This is a genomic window from Gluconobacter sp. Dm-44, assembly GCF_018256175.1.
Taxonomy (GTDB): Bacteria; Pseudomonadota; Alphaproteobacteria; order Acetobacterales; family Acetobacteraceae; genus Gluconobacter; species Gluconobacter cadivus.
Window position 1 is genome coordinate 24,273 of sequence record NZ_JAERLZ010000005.1, and the last position, 20,822, is coordinate 45,094.

General features: G+C 58.8%; 20 protein-coding genes. 16 read left to right on the plus strand and 4 right to left on the minus strand.

Translation table 11 applies throughout. The features are described 5' to 3' along the window. Positions 1 to 19: 19 nt before the first annotated feature. Positions 20 to 667, minus strand: coding sequence for an acetyltransferase (locus JK213_RS07695; protein WP_194262563.1), 648 nt, complete (start codon positions 665 to 667; stop codon positions 20 to 22). Positions 668 to 691: 24 nt separating this feature from the next. Further along, positions 692 to 3,388, minus strand: coding sequence for a TonB-dependent siderophore receptor (locus tag JK213_RS07700; protein ID WP_228125519.1), 2,697 nt, complete (start codon positions 3,386 to 3,388; stop codon positions 692 to 694). Positions 3,389 to 3,672: 284 nt separating this feature from the next. On the opposite strand from JK213_RS07700, the gene phnG reads away from it, so the two are divergent. The 9 genes from phnG to phnN are packed head-to-tail and all read left to right on the plus strand — an operon-like array spanning position 3,673 to position 10,496. Then, positions 3,673 to 4,131 carry a phosphonate C-P lyase system protein PhnG gene (gene phnG, locus JK213_RS07705; RefSeq protein WP_228125518.1) on the plus strand — a complete coding sequence of 153 codons (459 nt, stop codon included), beginning with the start codon at positions 3,673 to 3,675 and terminating at the stop codon, positions 4,129 to 4,131. Beyond that, entirely contained in the window at positions 4,128 to 4,700 is a 573-nt protein-coding gene (gene phnH / locus JK213_RS07710; protein ID WP_194262562.1) for a phosphonate C-P lyase system protein PhnH, read from the plus strand. The genes phnG and phnH overlap by 4 nt, the downstream gene beginning before the upstream one ends. A gap of 2 nt (positions 4,701 to 4,702) precedes the next feature. Then, positions 4,703 to 5,824, plus strand: coding sequence for a carbon-phosphorus lyase complex subunit PhnI (locus JK213_RS07715; protein WP_194262561.1), 1,122 nt, complete (start codon positions 4,703 to 4,705; stop codon positions 5,822 to 5,824). Next, positions 5,811 to 6,653, plus strand: coding sequence for an alpha-D-ribose 1-methylphosphonate 5-phosphate C-P-lyase PhnJ (locus JK213_RS07720; protein ID WP_194262560.1), 843 nt, complete (start codon positions 5,811 to 5,813; stop codon positions 6,651 to 6,653). Before JK213_RS07715 ends, JK213_RS07720 begins: the two co-directional genes overlap by 14 nt. Further along, complete coding sequence (phnK, locus tag JK213_RS07725) at positions 6,650 to 7,417, plus strand: phosphonate C-P lyase system protein PhnK (RefSeq protein WP_194262559.1); 768 nt, start codon at positions 6,650 to 6,652, stop codon at positions 7,415 to 7,417. Before JK213_RS07720 ends, phnK begins: the two co-directional genes overlap by 4 nt. Beyond that, positions 7,414 to 8,142 (plus strand): phosphonate C-P lyase system protein PhnL, encoded by a 729-nt coding sequence (gene phnL / locus JK213_RS07730; protein ID WP_194262558.1) that lies wholly within the window; start codon positions 7,414 to 7,416, stop codon positions 8,140 to 8,142. The genes phnK and phnL overlap by 4 nt, the downstream gene beginning before the upstream one ends. Continuing rightward, entirely contained in the window at positions 8,139 to 9,281 is a 1,143-nt protein-coding gene (locus tag JK213_RS07735; RefSeq protein ID WP_194262557.1) for an alpha-D-ribose 1-methylphosphonate 5-triphosphate diphosphatase, read from the plus strand. The genes phnL and JK213_RS07735 overlap by 4 nt, the downstream gene beginning before the upstream one ends. Continuing rightward, complete coding sequence (locus tag JK213_RS07740) at positions 9,271 to 9,957, plus strand: DUF1045 domain-containing protein (RefSeq protein WP_194262556.1); 687 nt, start codon at positions 9,271 to 9,273, stop codon at positions 9,955 to 9,957. The genes JK213_RS07735 and JK213_RS07740 overlap by 11 nt, the downstream gene beginning before the upstream one ends. Then, a complete protein-coding gene (phnN, locus tag JK213_RS07745) occupies positions 9,954 to 10,496 on the plus strand; it encodes a phosphonate metabolism protein/1,5-bisphosphokinase (PRPP-forming) PhnN (protein ID WP_194262555.1) in 543 nt (180 codons plus the stop codon). The genes JK213_RS07740 and phnN overlap by 4 nt, the downstream gene beginning before the upstream one ends. Here the strand turns inward: phnN and phnF are convergent. Then, positions 10,462 to 11,244: a phosphonate metabolism transcriptional regulator PhnF gene (gene phnF, locus JK213_RS07750; protein WP_194262554.1), complete on the minus strand. Its 783-nt coding sequence runs from the start codon at positions 11,242 to 11,244 to the stop codon at positions 10,462 to 10,464. The two genes, phnN and phnF, sit on opposite strands and share 35 nt — an antisense overlap. Positions 11,245 to 11,311: 67 nt before the next feature. On the opposite strand from phnF, the gene JK213_RS07755 reads away from it, so the two are divergent. From JK213_RS07755 to JK213_RS07770, 4 genes are all read left to right on the plus strand, one after another. Then, positions 11,312 to 12,229 carry a phosphate/phosphite/phosphonate ABC transporter substrate-binding protein gene (locus JK213_RS07755; protein ID WP_211571333.1) on the plus strand — a complete coding sequence of 306 codons (918 nt, stop codon included), beginning with the start codon at positions 11,312 to 11,314 and terminating at the stop codon, positions 12,227 to 12,229. Continuing rightward, positions 12,229 to 13,005: a phosphonate ABC transporter ATP-binding protein gene (locus JK213_RS07760; RefSeq protein WP_194262552.1), complete on the plus strand. Its 777-nt coding sequence runs from the start codon at positions 12,229 to 12,231 to the stop codon at positions 13,003 to 13,005. The genes JK213_RS07755 and JK213_RS07760 overlap by 1 nt, the downstream gene beginning before the upstream one ends. Next, on the plus strand, positions 13,002 to 13,820 hold the full coding sequence (gene phnE, locus JK213_RS07765) for a phosphonate ABC transporter, permease protein PhnE (RefSeq protein WP_194262551.1): 819 nt from the start codon (positions 13,002 to 13,004) through the stop codon (positions 13,818 to 13,820). The genes JK213_RS07760 and phnE overlap by 4 nt, the downstream gene beginning before the upstream one ends. 179 nt (positions 13,821 to 13,999) lie before the next feature. After that, a complete protein-coding gene (locus JK213_RS07770) occupies positions 14,000 to 15,247 on the plus strand; it encodes a hypothetical protein (protein ID WP_194262550.1) in 1,248 nt (415 codons plus the stop codon). A 93-nt stretch (positions 15,248 to 15,340) separates the two neighbouring features. Here JK213_RS07770 and JK213_RS07775 read toward each other — a convergent pair whose 3' ends face one another. Then, entirely contained in the window at positions 15,341 to 16,513 is a 1,173-nt protein-coding gene (locus JK213_RS07775; protein WP_228125516.1) for an FAD-dependent oxidoreductase, read from the minus strand. A 259-nt stretch (positions 16,514 to 16,772) separates the two neighbouring features. Here JK213_RS07775 and JK213_RS07780 point away from each other — a divergent pair, with 259 nt between their 5' ends. From JK213_RS07780 to JK213_RS07790, 3 genes are all read left to right on the plus strand, one after another. Continuing rightward, positions 16,773 to 17,666, plus strand: coding sequence for a LysR family transcriptional regulator (locus JK213_RS07780; protein ID WP_194262549.1), 894 nt, complete (start codon positions 16,773 to 16,775; stop codon positions 17,664 to 17,666). Between the two features lie 147 nt (positions 17,667 to 17,813). After that, entirely contained in the window at positions 17,814 to 19,433 is a 1,620-nt protein-coding gene (locus JK213_RS07785) for a serine hydrolase (protein ID WP_228125515.1), read from the plus strand. A 163-nt stretch (positions 19,434 to 19,596) separates the two neighbouring features. Further along, positions 19,597 to 20,817 carry an FAD-dependent oxidoreductase gene (locus tag JK213_RS07790; RefSeq protein ID WP_194262548.1) on the plus strand — a complete coding sequence of 407 codons (1,221 nt, stop codon included), beginning with the start codon at positions 19,597 to 19,599 and terminating at the stop codon, positions 20,815 to 20,817. Positions 20,818 to 20,822: the final 5 nt, after the last annotated feature.

Here is a 20,822-nt window from a genome sequence, read left to right on the forward strand (position 1 = left end):
GGGTAAAGCGGCTCCTGTTTTAGCTCACCTCAGAAGATCTTCCCCATTTTCTGCAGAATTCCCCGATATTTTCCTCCTGAAAACAGCCAAGACGTTCCATAATCAGGGGCAAAGGCCAGTCCCACCAAGCAATGTCTTCAAGCCTCTTTGCAACATCACGAGTGAACCGTTCCCGAATAACCCGGGCCGGCACGCCCCCTGCAATAGTGTAAGGCGGCACATCCCGACTGACGATGGCCCCCGCCGCCAGAATGGCGCCGTCCCCCACAGTCACTCCGGACAGCACCACAACTCCGTGCCCGATCCAGACATCATTTCCGATCTGGACCCGTCTTGCGCGCCGGTTCTGAAAGAACGCCTGATCCCGTTGCACATCGTCTGAATAATATTCAGGACAATACGTAAACCGGTGCATGGACGGCCTGTTGATCGGATGATTGGGCGCCCCGATCCGGACATGCGCCGCAATCGCACAGAATTTCCCAATCGTTGCATCCGCAACCATCGTCCGCTCGCCGATATAGGAAAAATCGCCCAGCTCGCAATATTCCAGAACACAGTCTTCCAACACTTCGCACTGCGTCCCGATCTGCGCCTCCCGCAGGCGCACACTGGGATGAACGACGGTCCGCGCAATTTTCGGCCCGGCAGATTTTTCCTGAGACATCGTCACATATTCCACAGGTTGTTTTCAGAAATTTGCGTCAATTCGCCCGAAGTAATAGCCGCCATTGATCGGCACCTGCACGGAATCCTGATCGTACTGGCTTCCTTCCGCCACCTTGAGCTGCTGCGAAACTTCACGCGGACGCACGTTGAAAATATTGTTCGCCCCCACCGCGACATGCAGGTTTTTATTGATCCGGTAGCCGATCTGAAGATCGGTCAGCCAGCGCGGCGTATTCCTGAACTGGGAAAAGCAGCTGCTGGAATACCGCAGGGCCCCACCCGATGGACAGGTTGCCGATGCCGGCGTCCAGTCCTGATATTCAAGCATTTCCGTAGTCTCGCCATAGCGTGTCTGACGCACATTGATATCCCAGTTTCCAACTTTCCACAGCGCGCTCAGAATGATCTTGCTCCGCGGATAAGCGGTCGTGAGATAGCCAATGGTCTGGGCATTCAGCAGCGGCTTTCCGAGCAGGGACGTTCCGTTGTGATGAAGGCGCGTACGGTTCAGGTTCAGCGCCATACTCAGGTTCAGCGTGCCGTAATCGGGACGGAAGCGGAATGTATAGTCAGCCTTGATATCAAGACCCTGCGTCCGCGTGCTGGCGCCATTGGACAGGTAATAGGCGTTGAAGTCGGAAACCTTGGTTGCTGCCGCGGGAATGGCAAAACCGAAATTATTGATCGCTTCAAGAGCTTCTTCTCCAGAAACGGTTCCGCCCTGCACAATCCGGTCCCGAAGATTGATCTGATAAACATCCGCCTCGACATGGAAGCCGTTTACCGGTTCAAGGACAACACCGCCGCTGGCGTTGGTGGATCTTTCAGGCTTGAGTGGGGATGCTCCCAGGATCTTTGCCGCTTCGGAACTGACGGGCAGCAGGCCGCGCACACTGTCCGTATAGACATTCATCCGGCTGAAATGCTCTTCCTGAAGCGTCGGTGCCCGAAAGCCGTTACTGATCGTTCCACGCACTGCGATCCGGCGTGAAAAATCATACCGGGCGGAAATCTTGCCGGTCTCGGTATCCTGTGTGTCCGTATAATATTCATATCGACCTGCCAGATCGATCTGGAGATGTTTGATCGGATGCAGGTTGACGTCCACATACCCCGCCCAGACGTCACGCGACCATTTCCCGGCACTTTGCGGCGGGATGCCGGCATGTCCTTCCGCACCGCCCGTCTGATAGGAGTCCGGATTGCCAGAAACGAGCTGGTATTCGTCCATGCGCTGTTCGGCGCCGAAAGAAAGGCCAATGGGAAAAGCATGCCCGATCATGAACTGTCGGCGGAAATCAAGATTATTGGTCCACTGGGCATTTTTCTCGGTGTAATCCCAGAACTTGGTTGGAGAATATCCGCAGCCGTTCTGTGAATATCGGGAGGACGTCGTATCCACGGCATTACAGTTCGAAGCGAGCATCCCGAGATTGATGGAGTCTTTCTCCGAAATACGGTCAGAGTCCGCCCCCCATGTCGTGGACAGATCCCAGTCAAATCCGAGGAAATGCCGCCCCTTCAGACCGAGCGTGGCGGAATAGTCGTTTTCATCAATCTGGGTGATGGGTTCAACACCATTCGGATACATGGTTGTCGCGCCCGAAGGCCAGTCCAGATCAGGATATTCATACCCTTCCAGAATTTCGGCATGGCGATGGGCGTAAATGACCTGACCGTAGAAATCGATATTGTCCGTGACAGACTTCCCGAAATCGATCCCGAGATTTTCGCGGGTTTCTTCCGGAGTATTGGTATAGTTATTAACCTTGCCTGTATTGGCCTTCGCGCCTGGAACAACACCCGCATAATAACCTGATGTATCAGCTCCAGCCGGCCAGTATCCGAGCATGCCGTGATCCTGGGAATACGCTACCATATGGTCTGTGTGATAAACCTGACCACTGATATGCATATATCCGTCATTGCCCAGCTTCAGCCCGCCATCGGCATTGAACTGGTACTGCCAGCCATCGCCGTTATAGGCATTGGCGCCTGTCTGGCCGCTCAGGTTCAGTCCATGATCCTGCTTTTTCGTTATGACGTTGACCACACCTGCAATCGCATCCGATCCGTACATGGCCGCTGCGCCATCCTCAAGGATTTCGATATGATCGATCATGTTCGATGGGATCATGTTCAGATCCACAGAAGATGAAGCGAATTCCGGTCCTGATTTCTGCACGATATTGGCTGTCGAATGACGGCGCTTGCCGTTTACCAGAACCAGAACCTCGTTCGGATCCAGACCCCGCATTTCGATGAACGACGTCAGGGCGTTCGTATTATGCCCACGCGGCGTTACTTCCAGTGAAGGGTAGAGCCGCGCAAGAGCATCCGAAGTATTCATGGAACCGGATTGAGCCAGCTTTGCACCCGAAACTACAACGACCGGGCTCATGCTCTGTCGAGCACGCACATTCGTCGAACGCGTTCCCGTCACGATAACCTGTTCGTCTTTCGGGAGCGGCTGATTTTCGGCAATATTCGCCTGCCTCGACAAGACCATCGCAGCAGCCCGGCGCTTTTTACCAGCCTGCGCGACAGCTGCTGGCTGAACCTGACGCGTCCGCCCTTCAGTAGCGACATGTCGTTTTTTGCTGACAGGCACCTGTGTCATCGGCAGGTTCCCTGAAGACGCGGCAGAAGCTGTCTGCGCCATGAAAAACGGCGAGGTGCAGGCCGACGTCGCGACGAGCAGAAACATGGCTCTACGCATCGTAATTCTCCAAAAGAAATCGCTCAAAAGCGAAACGATGAATGTTCGAACCGCATAAAGACGGATTCTCTTGGTATTGTGTATGAATAAATTATGAATGAATCCATAAACTAGACAACAATAGCTTGTTGTCTATCCATTACAACAAATAGATGTTGTATATTTATTTTGGTTTCATATTTCTTTAATAAATATTTTCTTCACAATCTTCTTCTTCAATGCAGAATAAGTCCGTTCTTTTCATGTTGGTTCGCCCAACATCTTTTTGTCTGCATGAGGTCGCGATGACCGTTGATTTCTCTCCTGTCCCTGAGCGGCAATTCTGGATGGGCATTCTCGCACGTACCGAACACGACGTTCTGACGCAGCATCTCCAACAGGTTGAATCCTTGCCATCCTTTACAGTCCTGCGTCGTCCGGAAACCGGTCTGAGCATGGTGCGAGGACGCGTTGGAGCGGATGGGGAAGCCTTTAATTTCATTGAAGCGACGCTGACACGCGCCAGTGTGACCGACCAGAATGGCTATACCGGGCACAGCTATATTCTCGGCCGCAACGAAGAGCATGCCGTCGTTGCGGCACGGCTGGATGCCGCCCTTCAGAACCCGACACTGCGGGAGGGGTTGATGACGGCGGTGATCGAGCCTCTTCAGGCCCTTGAAACCGCCCGTCATGCGGCCATCGAGGCCCGCGCGGCAGAGACTGAAGTCCGCTTTTTCACCATGGCAACGGGGCGTCTATGACCGTCATGTTCCCTGGCCTCCGCGACAGCCACGAGGCCCAGCGCACTTTCCGCGCGCTGCTCAATGCCCTCGCCCATCCTGGTCGCCCGCAGACCCTTCCCCGGCCCGAAAGAATGCCGGAAGGATATCCAGCTTCCATAATCGGGCTCCTATCCCTGCTCGACGCGACCGTCACTGTGGGCTTTCCCACCGTGCTCGCCGATCTGGAGCAATGGCTGGTTTTTCATACCGGAACGTCTGTCGCCCCGATACAGCGCGCCGATTTCATTTATGTCCCACAGGGTTATGACCGCCCTCCTCTGGCATCTTTGCGGCAGGGCGCTCTGGATGCGCCGGAAACAAGCGCCACGCTGATGCTGGAAATTCCATCGTTCTCCGCCGGCAATGCGCTGGAACTGACCGGCCCGGGAATTCAGGCCCGCGAGATCATCAGACCTGTTCTGGATTGCGGTCTGCTTTCCGAATGGCAGCGCCAGTCCGGCCTTTTTCCGCGCGGCGTGGACATCTTCCTTCTGTGCGGCACCGATGTGATCGGCCTGCCGCGCAGCACAGCCATCCGGGAGGCCTGACCATGGCATTTGTTGCAACCAAAGGCGGCGAAGAGGCGATTGCAGCAGCCCATGCCTGGCGTGCCGATCGGCGGCATGGCGATGGTCAAGGCTGCACGCTCAAACAGGCCACCACGAGTTTCGGGCGCGCCATTGACCGCGTGATGGCCGAAGGCGCGCTCTATGATCCGGACCTTGCGGCCCGTGCCCTGCTTCAGGCCGAAGGGGATCTGGTGGAAGCGGCGTTCCTCCTGCGCTCTTTCCGCGCCACACGTCCCCGTCTGGTCGACAGTCTGCCTGTCGAGACGGGAAACATGCGGGTCCAGCGTCGCGTCTCGGCGATTTTCAAGGATCTCCCGGGCGGCCAGCGCCTCGGTCCGACAACGGATTATTCGCATCGCCTGTTCGAAACCGACGGCGGCGACCAGCGGTTCGAACCAACCCTGACCGATCCACCTGCCGAAACACCGTGCAGAATACCGGGTGCCATCAGAATTCTGGGCGAAGAAGCCCTGCTTGAGGGCGTTCCCCTGCCGCATGATGCAGATCTACCGCCCGATCTCTCAACCACACCGCTCCGTTTCCCGGCGGAACGCCGGGTTCGCCTTCAGGCGCTGGCACGCGGCGACGAGGGGTTTCTGCTCTCCCTCGCCTATTCGACGCAGCGCGGATACGGAAATACGCATCCTTTCGTCGGGGAACTACGGATGGGGGAAGTGCCCGTCACGATTGCCCCGCCGGAACTGGGTTTTGAAATCGATATCGGCAGCATCGTCGTCACCGAATGCCAGATGGTCAACCAGTTCAATGGCTCCAAGGTCGCGCCACCGCAGTTCACGCGCGGCTATGGCCTGAGTATCGGACATGCGGACCGACGCGCCATGTCCATGGCGCTTGTGGAGCGTGCCCTGCGTGCGGAAGAACTTGGGGAAAGCACGGGCAATCCCGCGCAGGATCCGGAATTCGTGCTGTCACACTGCGACAGCATTCAGGCGACGGGCTTCGTGGAGCATCTCAAACTGCCCCATTATGTGGATTTCCAGAGCGAACTGGAAATCGTCCGCGCCATTCGCGCTGAAGCGACCATGCCCACACAGCACAGGCCGACACAGCACAGACAGGAGGGCGACGATGATCTCGTATAATTTCGCCTATCTCGACGAACAGACCAAACGCAGCATCCGTCGCGCCCTGCTCAAGGCCGTCGCCGTTCCCGGCTGGCAGATCCCTTTCGGCAGCCGTGAAATGCCTCTGCCTTATGGCTGGGGAACAGGCGGAATTCAGGTCACGGCGTCTGTCATCGGTGAGACGGATCGACTGAAGGTCATCGATCAGGGTGCGGATGATACGACAAATGCAGTGGCGATCGCATCTTTCTTCAGACGGATGACGGGAGTGGACATCACGACGCGCACCGCTGATGCCACGATTATCCAGACCCGGCACCGCATTCCCGAACATCCGCTGACGGAAAACCAGATCATCGTCTATCAGGTCCCGCAGCCCGAACCCCTCTGGCGCCTCATTCCTGAGCGGCCCGTCGCCATGCGCGCCCATGCGCTCGGGGATTACGGCACGATGTACGTCAAGCTCTATGAAGATATCACCCGTTTCGGCCGCGTCGCCAGCGCCTACGAACATCCCGTCATGGTCGGAGACCGGGTGCTGATGTCCCCAAGCCCCATTCCGGCTTTTGACAACCCGAAAATGGACCGCATGCCCGCGCTTCAGCTCTTTGGCGCCGGGCGCGAGCGGCGCCTGTATGCCGTGCCGCCCTACACATCCGTACGATCGCTGGATTTCAGCGACCATCCGTTTCACCCGGGACGCGCGGACGGCACATGCACACTCTGTGGCAGCACAACCAGCTATCTGGACGAAATCATCATGGATGATCAGGGAACGCGCCGTTTCGTCTGCTCGGATACGGATTACTGCTCTGAAAGGCAGGACGCGAAAGAGGTCACGCCATGAGCATCCTTCTTCAAGCCACAGGGCTGAACAAACGTTTTCAGAGTATCGATGCCCTCGACGATGTGTCCCTCACCGTCAGCCGTCGCGAAATCCTTGCTGTTGTTGGCGAAAGCGGGTCCGGGAAATCCACGCTTTTAGCCACGCTTGCGGGGCTTCAGACCGCAGATTCCGGACGCATCACCTATTATGGTGGGGACCGGCCTCGGGATATCGGCGATATGGACGAGATGCAGCTTCGCCGCCTGCAACGCACGCAGTGGGGTTTCATTCACCAGAATGCCCGCGCGGCCCTGCGGCTGGATGTCAGCGCCGGAGGCAATATCGGTGAACGGCTCATGATGAATGGCGCCCGCAATTACGGCGATATCCGCGAGACCGCCGCCCGCTGGCTGGATGAGGTCGAAATCGGCCGCGAGCGCATCGATGAGATGCCCCTGAACTTTTCCGGCGGCATGCTCCAGCGCCTTCAGATCGCTGCCACGCTCGTCACCAGCCCCGAACTCGTTTTCATGGACGAGCCGACGACCGGACTCGATGTTTCGGTCCAGGCCCGTGTGCTCGATCTGATCCGCAACCTCGTCCACAAACTCGATGTCGCGACGATCATTGTCACCCACGACCTTGGCGTGGCGCGTCTTCTGGCGGACCGTACGGTCGTTATGCAGGGGGGCGCAATCGTCGAACATGGTCTGACCGATCAGGTTCTGGACGATCCGCAACATCCCTACACCCAGCTTCTCGTATCCTCGGTGCTACCCTCATGACGACTTCTCATTCCGGGCCGCTGGCCATTAATGCCGCCGACCTGCACAAACGTTTCGTTCTCCATCTTCAGGGCGGACTGGAACTCGACGTATTGCGCGGAGCCAATCTGAAGGTGCAGCCCGGCGCGTGCATTGCCCTTGTGGGGCCGTCCGGCGCCGGGAAATCCAGTCTGATGCGCGCCCTGTATGGCAATTACAGGATCGATTCCGGCTCCATCCGGATTGCCCATGACGGGGGGATGGTCGATATCGCATCCGCCTCACCGGCTGAAATCCTCGCGGTCCGTCAGCGCTCTTTGGGGTATGTCTCGCAGTTTCTGCGGGCCATTCCACGCCTCAGCGCCCTGGATGTCGTTGCCAGTTCCGCCATTGCGCGTGGTATCGACGAAAACGAGGCACGGCGTCAAGCCGGAGCAATGCTGGAACGCCTGCGCATTCCCGCCGCTCTGCATACCTTGCCGCCCATTACCTTTTCGGGCGGAGAACAGCAGCGCGTCAATCTGGCCCGCAGTTTCATCTGCGACTGGCCGACCCTCCTGCTCGATGAGCCCACGGCCTCCCTCGACCCCACAAGCCGCGATACGGTCTGTGACCTGATCGCCGAAGCCTGCAACCGCGGGTCAGCCATTGTCGCCATCGTTCACGATCCCGCACTCCGCGACCGTATCGCCGACCGCAGCGTGCGGCTCGAAAACGGTGCCACCCTTGAGGAAATCCCTGCATGACCCGACTGATCAATGCACGTCTCGTCCTTCCACACGCCATCCTCGACGGCGACCTGACGTTTGATGATACGGGCATTATTGCTCCGGAAGCGACCACATCAGACCCTGCCGGGGATGTGCTGGACTGCGACGGTGACTTCATCATCCCCGGCATCATCGACCTGCACACCGACAATCTCGAACGTCAGGTCCTGCCGCGCGTCAACGCGCGCTGGCCGTCGCGCTCGGCCTTCATTGCCCATGATGCCCAATGCGCCGTCGCAGGGGTTACAACCGTTTTCGACTCCCTCAGCCTGGGCGACATCAATGGCCGCGACCGGATCCAGACCTTCGAGGACGGCATCGACGATCTGGCGGAACTGTCTGCTGCCGGTGTCCTGCGGGCGGAACATCTCCTGCATCTGCGCTGCGAACTGATCGCACCGGAAATGCAGGAACTGTTCGAGATGGTCCGGGATGACGAGCGTCTCAAGCCGATCCTGCGTCTGGTCAGCCTCATGGATCACTCTCCGGGCGTGGGCCAGTACGCCGATATCGCCCGCTGGCGGAAAGGACGACTGGGCGACGGCCTGACCGAAATCGAGATCGATGTCTCCCTTGAGGAAATCCGCGCCAACCGGATCGAGCATCTGGAAAAGAACAGGGCCTATGTGCAGTCGTTCTGCCGCGAAAATCATGTCGCTCTGGCGTCCCATGACGATCGTCTCGAAGAGGAAGTGAACCGGAATCACGCGGATGGAATTTCCATCGCGGAATTTCCCGTTTCCATGACGGCGGCACGCTGTGCCCACGCCCTGAACATGGATGTCATTGCCGGAGCCCCCAATATCGTGCGTGGGGGGTCGCATTCCGGAAACGTGAATGCGATGGATCTGATCCGCGCGGGGCTGGTGACGGCCCTCGCCTCCGACTATGTGCCATCCGCCATGCTGGAAGCCGCTTTCTGCTGTGTAAACCAGAAAGCCCTTCCCCTTCCCGACGCCATCCGCCTGATCACGGACGGACCAGCCCGGATCGCAGGCCTGACTGACCGGGGACGGATTGAAGCCGGTCATCGCGCGGATCTCGTTCAGGTGCATGTCCATGACGGCCTGCCCATCGTGCGCCGCGTGTGGGTGGGAGGGCGTCGTGTCGTCTGATCCCGCCTATCGCTACGCCCTGTATTACGCGCCCGAACAGTCCGATCCGCTGTGGCGGGTGGGCTGTGAGTGGCTTGGGCGCTCTCCCGTGACGGGCGATCCGGAACCGGATCTGCTCTCACAGGCAGACGCAGACCGCGTGAAGCTGACGACCTCGGCCAGACGCTATGGTTTTCACGCCACCATCAAGGCACCGATCGCCCTATCCGGTAGTGTCGAGGACTTTCTGGCGGATGTAGCGGCACTGGCGGCAACCGTGAAGCCATTCACCCTGCCGCGGCTGAGAATTTCGGAAGAAGACGGCTTCACTGCGCTCCGTCCGGTCGTTCTCAATGGCGTCCTGCTGGCGGCCGGAGAAACCTGCGTCCGCGTGCTGGACCGGCACCGCCGCCCCGAAAACGCCGCGCGTGCTGCGGTGCGGGCCCGTCACTGTACCGAACGGCAGAAAGCTCTTCTGGCCCGCTGGGGATATCCCTATGTCTGTGAGGAGTGGCGGTTTCACATGACGCTTGCCGATGACATTCTGCCGTCTCCTCTGCGCGCGGAAGTCGAAACACGGTTCACCCCCGCCCTGGCGATGGATCGCAGGGTCACGTCGCTCTGCGTCTTTCAGGAACAGTCTCCGGGCGCGCCCTTCACCATGCTGGCCCGTTTTCCCCTCGTGGTGCAGCCATGACAGTCGGGCGTCTGATCCTCGTCGTCGGCCCCTCCGGGGCGGGCAAGGATTCCGTGATCGGATATGCGCGCCAACATATGGCACAACAGAACGTCGTCTTCGGACGCCGGATCGTCACCCGTCCGGCGGATGCGACCGAAACGCCGGATACGATGGATCTGGCGCAGTTTGAACAGGACGAACGTGCGGGTCTTTTCCTGACGTCCTGGCGCGCTCATGACCTGGCTTACGCCCTGCCCCTCTCCCTTGCCGAAGATGTGGCCGGAGGAAAGCAGGTCGTGGTCAATGTCTCACGGCGCGTCATCCCCGAGCTGCGGAAACGTTTCCCCTGTTGCGTGGTCGTGGTTGACGCAGACGAACAACTCCGTCGCGACCGGATTGCGTCACGGGGACGCGAAGCACCGGCCGCACTCGAAGCCCGTCTCCAACGCCGCATCCCGACTGACTTTCATGCCGATGCCATCATCCGCAACGAAGGCTCTCTGGCCGAGGCAGGCGAAGCACTCATGCATCTGATCGGGGCACCGGATCATGACTGACACCTACCACGCCTGCCTGATCCGCTGTCTGGAAGTTTTCGAACGCCAGTTGCATGCGACGCCCCGGATAATGGCCGATCGAAATCTCGATCGGACGTCCGGCGGGGGTCACGTTATAGCCGACGGTCCGCAGGATGGGATCATTCAACTCGATCCGCAGCAGGGATGCCTCATGGGAATCCGGACAGCGCGTACTCACCTGCGTCCTGCGTCGGACACTCTCAAGACCCAGTTTCCTCAGCGCCTCGGTAATTGAATCATGCGCCTCCAGAGCCGCCATCAGCCCTTCATGCAATCCGGCATCGAAAATATGCCGCGAGTAGGACACCGGACGGTCGGCGGAATAGCCGATCCGCTCCAGCACGATCACGTCCGGCACACCTCCCAGCAGATCCCTGGCCAGAGCACGATCCGGCGCGTCCACCAGAGCCATACGACGCAGGGACAGTTTGCGTCGTGTGGTCGGCCGGTTGCTGTCCTTCATCAGTTCGCTGAACCGCGGACGGGCATGAATGCGGTATTCGACCGGATCGTCACACACGAAACTGCCCCGGCCCTGCTCCGTCCGGATCATGCCGATACTGGCAAGCTCTTCCAGCGCCCTGCGGATCGTATGGCGATTGAGCTGGAAATGCCGCGCCAGATCATTTTCGGTCGGCAGCTTTTTTCCCGGTTCGTAAATACCGTTGCGAATACCTTCAGAAAGGGAATTGGCCACGTCCCGCCACCGGGGAAGTCTTTCCGTCATCTGCCACCTCTTCGCGATCACCGCGCGAAAATCATGCGCTCGTGGACATTCCAGAAAGGCACTCAACATGTCTAGACATATCATGAAAGTTTCATCGCTGGCCGCGTTCTGCATGGGGCTATCCATCTTGTGCGTCCCCATTACAGCCTCTGCGGAAGATGAGGTGCCGTGCCCTCATCCCGACGGCATCACATTCGCCATCGAGCCCTATGAGCCCATCAATACGCTTGAGCCCGTCTTCCGCGCCATCGGAGAACAGCTCTCAGAACGTCTGCACTGCCCGGTCCATGTCATGATTACGGTGTCCTACAGCGCCGAGATCGAGGCCATGCGTTCCGGCCATACGGACCTCGGACTGTTTGGTCCGCTGGGATATGTGATGGCTCACAAGATGGCGGGCGTCGATGCCATCGCGGTCCTCTCCACACCCACCGGGCAGGCAGGCCTCTATACCGCCAGCATCGTCACGCGCCCGTCGACCGGAATCCATGATCTGGCCGGGCTAAGGGGGCGCAGCTTCGCCTACTCCGATCCGGCCTCCACTTCGGGCCATCTGCTGCCGGCAGCGGCCCTGCGCAACGCGGGACTGGACCCGGACCATGACCTTGCCGTTCGTTATGCCGGCACGCATACCGCCGCTTTCGAAGCCATTCGCAACGGTCAGGTCGATGCCGCCGAACTCAACAGCGAAACAATCGCCGATGCGCGCGCGGTTGGCGAGTACGACCCGAAGGATTATGTGGTTCTCTGGCAGTCCGAACCCATCCCGCAAGGCCCGATTGCGGTTGCAGCCGGCCTCTCCCCGGCTTTTCGCCAGAAGCTCCTGACCGCGCTTATGAGTGTGGATGTCAGCAAAATCCGCCTCAATGATAACGGAAAAGATACGGTTGCCGCCTCCCGTCTGACACCGCAAACAGATGCCGCCTATGACGGAATCCGCAACCTCACGCCCATCATTGGCGTCGATACGCATCGGGGGCCGTGATGAGCGAGACGACGGACCGCTCCCTGCTGCTGCGTGGGATCACCAAATCTTTTGAAACAGGTGCAGGCGGTTCGAAAACCGTTCTTGAGGGCATCGATCTGCATATCGGCCCCGGAGAACTGGTCGTGCTGCTCGGTGCAAATGGAAGCGGCAAGTCCACGACGCTCAAGATCGCATCAGGCATGATTGCGCCTACCGCTGGGGAAGTCCGGATCGGCAGGACCGATATCACCCAAATGCATGGAGAAACCCGACGACAGTCCCGCATGAAACTGGGCATGGTGTTTCAGGACGCCCGCCTCATCAGGCGCCGAAGCGTCCTGTCCAATGTCCTGTGCGGCACCCTTGGACGTCATCAGAACATCGCCACGGCGCTTGGATTTCTGCCTCAGTCCGAACGTCCCCTCGCCATGGCGTGTCTGGAACGTGTAGGCTTGGGCGCTCTGGCGGGTCAGCGGGCTTCCACGCTGTCAGGGGGACAGGCGCAGCGTGTTTCTGTCGCCCGCGCCCTGGCCCAGAAGCCATCCGTCATTCTGGCTGACGAACCGGTGGCCAGTCTGGATCCTGAATCCGCAGAAGAAGTCATGACCCTGCTGACGACAGTGGCCCGGAACGAGCGACTGGCTGTTCTCTGTGTTCTCCATCAGATCGATCTGGCGCGCCGTCATGCAACACGTCTCGTTGGGCTGAAAAAAGGTCATATCGCCTTTGATCTGCCCGCTTCCAAAGTGACCGACACCATGATCTCGACCCTCTATACAAGAGACGCCTCATGACCAGAACGGATATCCGGCCCGCTCCCGACAGCGGCAACATCATGGTCTCCCGATTTTCGTCGGGCACGTTTCTGGGCTGGGGCGGAGCAGCTATCCTGCTGTTCATTCTGGCGCAGGCCGCTCATAACACACAGGTCAGCCCCACCAATCTCATTACGGGTGCCGGGCGGATTGTAGATATCGTCGGACGCGCGGTTCCCCCAGACTGGAGTCAGCTTCCATCCGAATGGGGACCAACCCGCGAGACGATCGACATCGCCCTGATCGGGACGGCGCTGGGGGCCATACTGGCCTGTCCGCTGGCCCTTCTCTCGGCACGTACGCTTGTTCCCAATCCGGTCATCCGCATGCTGGCCCGGAGCATCGTCGCCTTGCTTCGGGCTGTTCCCGACCTCGTCTGGGCACTGATTTTCGTAACAGCCGTTGGTCTGGGTCCATTTCCCGGTGTCCTGTCCTTAATTCTGCATACCGCTGGCATGCTTGGCAGACTAGGTGCGGAAATGATTGAAGACATGGATGTGATGCCCTTGGAAGCGATGGAACTGGCAGGCGCCAATCGACTACAGATTTTCATACACGGCATCCTCCCAACTCTTATGCCTTCAATGTTTGGTCTGATCCTTTACAGACTTGATGAAAACCTGCGCTGTTCTCTGGTGCTGGGGTTTGTCGGCGCGGGCGGCCTAGGCTTTCAGCTCTTCACAGCCATCAGTCTTTTTCAGTATAGAACTGCGTCGCTTTTGCTTCTGATGATTCTGGCAATTGTTCTCATCGTGGAAACATCGTCTTCAGCAATAAGAAAACGACTGATGTGATCAATCTCCGCAAATTTTCTGGGATACACTGAAGCAGCTTGATACCCAGAAGATACCGCGCTCTGTGCGTCTTGAAAGGCTTATGACAATACCAGAAGCAGAGCCAAAGCGGTAAACGACACCCCTATCGCCTTCGTTTCAGGTAACTATGGTGCATAACCCTTTTCTGAAAGCGAAATATGAGACGTCTCACCATCGCCGTCATATCCTGTTTATCCCTCCTGTTAACGGCATCTGAGGCGTTCGCTCAGAATTTTCCGGTTGAGCGGGCTGTCAACAATCTCGGCTTTCAGACGACTTATCAGAAAACAATTTCTGTCTGTGCGTCAGGATGTGATTATTCCAGCGTTGTAGCGGCATTTACTGCTGCGGTCGGTCAAGCGCACAAACTTGCCACTCACGGCATCATCGTCGTCTCCGTTGCTGACGGCGCCTATACCGAGACCGCACAGGCCTTCACGAACGATCCGGCGTCCTCTGCGGTTCAGGTTATCGGAAACACCCACGACCTGACAAAAGTGCAAGTCAATTTCACCCATATCTCTGGTACGAACCAGAGCGGATTCATCGCAATCGGCGGCGGCCAGATTGGCCTGATTGACGGCATGACCATCAATGGCGTTGGCGCACAGGCGTCCCATACAAACACCCGGACGACATGGAAGAACCAGTCTTACGGCGCGGGGATCATGGCGCAGGGAGGATCGGTCATCAATCTCGGCGCGCACATGGATATCGAACATTTCTACTACGGCGTCGAAGCAGACGATGGCGGTGTTGTGAATGCCCGTTCGGGGGGTGTGAAAGCCGGAGATGCCGGCGATGTTGCATTTATGGCAAGGGGAAATGGCGTCATCGTCTGCACACCCTGTACGGCCGTTCGGGTCAGCGACCTCACCAATCCGGACACAGCAAAACTGGGCTATTGCTACGATGCCGAACGCGGAGGTGCGCTTTATATCGACGGTTCGACATGCTCACAGTTCGGATCGGGAGGACTTTACGCGCTAACCAACGGGAAAATGTGGGCGCACGGCGTAACCGTTTCCAATCCGCTGAACACAACTCTTGCGAAGGGCGCATACGCCTTGACCGGTGGCGTCATCGAAAGCCAGAACTCAACCTTTTCAGGGGGTTACATCGGCGCAGAAGCGCAGGATCTCGGCGTCATTACCTGTAATTATTGCACATTCAAAGGAGCGTCTTCCGATGGAGTTGTCTCTGACGGGGGCGCTTTTCTGGCGGGATCTTCGGTCTCGCAGAATAATGCGGGCTATGGCTATCATGCCATTCATCAGGGCGTCATCCGGATCTATGGCGTAACCGCGAAAACGACCGGAAACACAGTCGGAAAATTTGCAGCAGACACAGCAGGGACGGCACATGGCGTTGCCTATACCGCCGCTTCGGTTTTCGTCGGCAACTGAATCCTCCCGGCACGCTCGCTGTTTCCAATCAACCCGACCGCCTCCGGGCGGTTTTTATATCTGGAGAACACTTTTTTCAGACCAAAAAGCAGATTAAAGACTGTATCCCATTCTCCGATACAGCCCATTAATCACCGAAACACTGCGTCTCGCCTCGGCCAGATCAGGCGTTTCATCCGTATTGTCGTAACCAAACCCCATATCATCGCCCAGCCACTGAACCACGATCCCGTCTCTTCTGGACACAACATAGACGTTTCCAAAACTCATACTGCACAGCGCTTCCGGCTGGGGAATGAGCCACGCGATCTGTCCACGTACAGGAATGATGCTGTTGTCATTCCACAGCGCCCGGGCGCCATATCCGGTACAGTTGATAAAAACCGGTTCTGGAAGATCTGTCAGTTCAGACGGATGATGCAGGGTCAGGATCTTGATCTTTCCGCCCAGCTCCAGAAACTGCCGCATCAGATAGTCCGAATAGCTGGCAACATTGAAAATCAGATTGGGCTTCTTGTGCACTTCCGAATAAGGAAGCCGGCTGTCATCCACCCGGATCAGGTTCCCCTGCGGCTCGATGTCCCGGATGCGCTCGTCCAGTCTGGCATAACCGATAGGATCGGCATGAGGGGCGGAGGGTTCACGGGAATGCAGGCCATAAAACGTGTCCCATTCCACCGGATTTCCCGGCAGCCCCTGAAGGCTCTGGTAACAGGAGAACGAATACCGGGCCATGCTCTCCCACCGTGCGGCAAATTCCGGTGTAACGGCGTCTGCGCGCGCAATGCGGGACGATGGCGTCCAGCTTCCGGACGCCCGTGACGAGCGGACGAACGGCGGCAGAGCCTCGGTATAGATCGTCACCTGCGCGCCAGCCTGCTGGGCGACGATGGCGGTTGTCAGACCAATCGCACCACACCCGATCACCCCGATATTTCGACTGACAGGCAATGCCCGCTCCACAGCCAGCTTCGCGCTCCCCCATGACAGCGACCAACCGCTACCACCATGTCCATAATTATGGACAACCGTCTTGTGCCCGACCTGAACAACATCCAGACGCGGCCCGGCAGCCCTGAAAGGACGCAGGCAGACCGTAATGCGGTCAATCCTGTCCGTCCGCGCCCGAATGACCGGAATAGAACGGACGTCAGCATCCAGATCGGGACTGAAAAGCGGCCGGGTCGCGCAGGCGGAAAGGCCGGAAAGACCGACAACGGACGCCCCGCCTGCCATGACATGCCGACGGGAAAGAAGAGGCATCATAAAACCTTCCGGCTGGGACAGTGCATTCGATGGAAAACGAGCATCAGGCAAGTCGGGCAGGAAGGGAATTCTCAAAAAGCCTGCAAAGCATAGCCTCAGGTTATGGCCGCCCTGAAAAGCAGCCTCGGAGACGTTCCGCCACATCTCCTTTTGCAAAAGAAACGTAAAAAGAGTTTCATTCATTGCGGAAGGTACCGGAGCCCGCATCCGCTCCTTTCGCGAAACATTCAGCAACCCGCCTTCAGAACAAGGACCGCCAATGCGCCTGCGCCAGATCGAAGTTTTCTATGCGATCATGACGACGGGTTCGCTACGACGCGCCGCGGAGCTGCTTCATGTCTCGCAACCAGCCGCCAGCAAGGTTCTGCGCTACGCTGAACAGTCTTTGGGATTTGCGCTGTTCGAGCGGGCGGGAGGACGGCTCGTTCCAACGCGGGAAGCCCTCATCATGCTGCCACACGTCAACGCCATTTTCGAAAAACTGTCCGACCTCAAGCGCCTGACCAACAATCTGCGTTACGCGCGCGATGGGCACTCGATCAGTATCGGATGCGTACCGAGTCTGGGTCTGGGACTGGTGCCACGCGTGGTGCAGCGTTACCGCAAGGATCATCCGGGCATGGAACTGACGATCGATGCCATGCACGGCACCGAAATCGTCTCGCGCATCATGAACCATGACCTCGATCTCGGAATCGTCTTCGGCGACTACACATTCGAAGGCATGACGGCCCTGCATCTTGCGGATATCCCGCTGATGATGATCGACGAAGAAGGCGGTGAAGGTCCGGTCAGCGTCACCGACATTGATCCCGAACGCTATATCGGGTTGAGCGAAAACGATCCCACAGCCCGCATGCTCGATATGCTGCTGGAAGAGGCTGGCGTTCCAGCCAAGACCCATGTGCGGGTTCGAACCCATTTCATGGCCGCCGAACTCGTGCGCCTCGGAGGAGGATGCGCCATCGTGGATGCCGTAACGGCCCTGCATCATCCGGGACTGTCACCGCCCCGCCCCCTTTCTCCGCCTCTGAGCGTCAGTTGTACCGTCCTGTTCCGGGCCGACCATGCTCTCTCGCATATTTCGCAGGATATCCTCGCCCTGCTCCGAAGCGAACTGGATGTCGATCTGCGCGCCCTGAAAAAATCCTGACAAAAATGACAGGCAGCTCTTAACCCGAGGTTAAGAGCGCACTGCATCTTAGGACAGGACAGTCAGACCGTTTCGTGCTCTGAATGATGCTTCTTTTCGCAGGGTCCCGATGAATCCGGGGCCGGAAAATCGTATTCAGAGCCGCCCATGATCCAGCCTGCCCGACAGTCCCTCATGCGCGCCATCTCGGCAGCGCTCCTTCTTTCCACGACATGCGCCACACACGCCGCAACGCTGCCCGCAGGACTGCCCGAGGGCCTGACCGAGCAGGTTATTACCACAACGGTGGAACATGCCCGCTCGGCCTTTGACGTGCCGGGAATTGCGGTGGCCGTGGTGCAGGACGGCGAGATCGTGTTCAGCCGCGGCTACGGACGACGCACACAGGACAGCGCGAGCGCGCCCGTCGACGCCCGCACGATGTTCGCCATCGGCTCCAACACCAAGGAATTCACCGCAACGGCACTGGCGCAACTGGTGGATCAGGGCAAACTGGGATGGAACGACCGTATCATCGACCACATGCCGGAATTCCGCGTCGCCGATCCGTCCATCACGCGGGACTTCCGCGTCTCGGATCTGCTGACACATCACAGCGGCATGGGACAGGGCGCAGGAGACCTGATGCTGTTTTCGCACAGCACCTTCACGCGCCCGGAGATTCTGGCGGCTCTGCCGTTCATGCCCTTTACGGCCCCCTTCCGCAGCGATTACGCCTATAACAATCTTCTGTATGTCGTGGCGGGCGCTCTGGTGGAGCGCATGACGGGCCAAAGATGGGAAGACGTCGTCCAGAAACACCTGATCGACGCCGCAGGCCTTCCCGCCTGTCAGAGCACACCGCCGGTCAAAGGCCAGACAGACGTGGCCATCGGCGAAGGCGAGAGCACCGTCCTGCCAGACCGCAGTGCCCTGCGCCTGCCAGCCGTCGCACCCGCAGGCGGCATCTGGTGCAGCGCCGATGGCGTAGCACGCTGGGCCCAGACCTATCTCAATGGCGGCCGCTCCCCGAACGGCCGACAAATCTTCAGTCAGGCCAGCCGCGACACGCTCTGGGCACCACACGGAATTCTGCCCCTGCCTGACACGGCCGAGGCCACAAAGACCCATTTCCGCGCCTATGGTTATGGCTGGTTCATGGAGGATTTCTTTGGTCTCAAGCGCGTCTGGCACACGGGGACCATCAGCGGAATGGTCAGCTATGTGACGTTCCTGCCAGAGCGGAAATCAGCCATTATCGTTCTGACCAACCATTACAGTCACGCGGCTCCTTTCGCCATCGCGACGGAACTCAGCGCCTATGTCGCGAACGGCAAAAGTGCGGACTGGGTTACGTATTTCCTGAACGAGCAGAATGCCAAAGAGGCGGCGAACAGGAAAAAAGCCGCCGAAACCGGCCCCGGCTCGGCCGCCCGACCTTTCATCACGCTCCCGGATGCAGCGCAAAAGGACTATATCGGAACCTATCGCGATGACTGGCGCGGCCCGATTTCGGTCAGTGGCCGGGGAAAGGATCTGCGGATGTCTTTCAGCCATGCTGACGGCCTGACCGGGACCCTCTCCGCCCTGCCGCATGATCTGTTCGTTGTTCGCTGGGATGACCGCGGGCAGGACGCTGACGACGATTCCTATGTCCAGTTCGAGCGCGACACGTCCGGTCAGGTGACCGGCCTGAAAATGCAGGTTATCGGTTCGGATTTCAGCTTCGATGCACAGGATCTGCATCCGAAGAAAATCAGTTCTTCTCCAGAGGCACTGACTCCCTGATTTATTGTTTTCATTACAAAACAACACCTTAACCCCAGGTTATGGGAAGATGGCCTCTTTGCATTGGCTCGAGCGGTTTGGGAAATGTAGGTTTTGATCATGATAATGGCGCAGGGGGTTATAACATCTCCCCGCGCCCGGCCTCTGGACGTTCGGGACTTTTATGGCTGGCAAACGGACCATCACCATCATCGGCGGAGGCGTGATCGGTCTGACAGCCGCCTACGCCCTCGTCCGGGAAGGGCATGACGTCACCCTGATCGAACGCCGCGAAGACGTTGGGCAGGAAGCCAGCTTCGCGAATGGCGGCCAACTCAGCTACCGCTATGTCAGCCCGCTGGCCGATGCCGGGATCGCGCGGGACGCCCTGGGCTGGCTGTTTCGCCCCAATTCCCCGATCTCCCTTCGCCTGAAGGCCGATCCGTCCCAGTGGCGCTGGCTGCTCGCGTTCCTGCTCGCCTGTAACCGGCAGACAAACCGCCGCAATGCTGGCGTCCTGCTCGATCTGGCACTCAGTGGGCAGGCGGAACTTCAGACCTATCGCGAGGAAGGCTTACGGGACTTCCTGTGGCGGCGTCCGGGAAAGCTCGTCCTGTACCGCAACGCCACCACTTTCCACAAAGCTGCGAAATCCGTCAGCGACCCGCAGCGCCAACATGCGCTCTCCCCGTCCGAATGCGCGGAGATCGAACCCGCCTTCGCAGGTCTGCGTGACAAGATCGCGGGCGGTATTTTCTCGCCCGAAGACGAAGTCGCAGACTGCTTCCTGTTCTGCGAAGCCCTGCGCGATGCCCTCGCATCGGCGCCGAATTTTCGGCTCATCCATGGCAACGCCACCCTCACGGCTGCTCCCAAAAACCGCTGCACCGTCCTGCTTGATGGCAAGCCGTTCGAGACCGATCTCGTCGTTCTCGCAGCCGGCATCGCCTCCCGCAAACTGGCCCGCCCCTTAGGGGTCGATCTGCCTCTTTACGGCCTGAAAGGCTATAGTCTGACTACAGGCCCGCGCCCCGGCCTCGTCCCTTCGGTCAGCGTAACGGATTATGATAACCGCGTGGTCTATGCCGGGCTGGGCGACCGCCTGCGGGTTGCCGCGATGGTCGATATCGGCGCGCAGGACACACGCCTAAACCCCAAACGCCTCGGCGAACTCCGCGCGCTCGTGAACGAAACGCTTCCGGGCGCGCTGAGTGAGGGCGACGATATGCCTTGGGCAGGGCTGCGCCCCGCTACCCCCACGGGCGTCCCGATCATCGACCGCACCCGGTATGACAATCTTCTGCTCAATGTCGGACAGGGCGCCCTTGGCTTCACGCTTTCGGTCGGCTCGGCCCTGAGACTGAAAGAGATCGTGGCCGGGTGCGATTCCCGCGCCATCAGTTGAAAAAG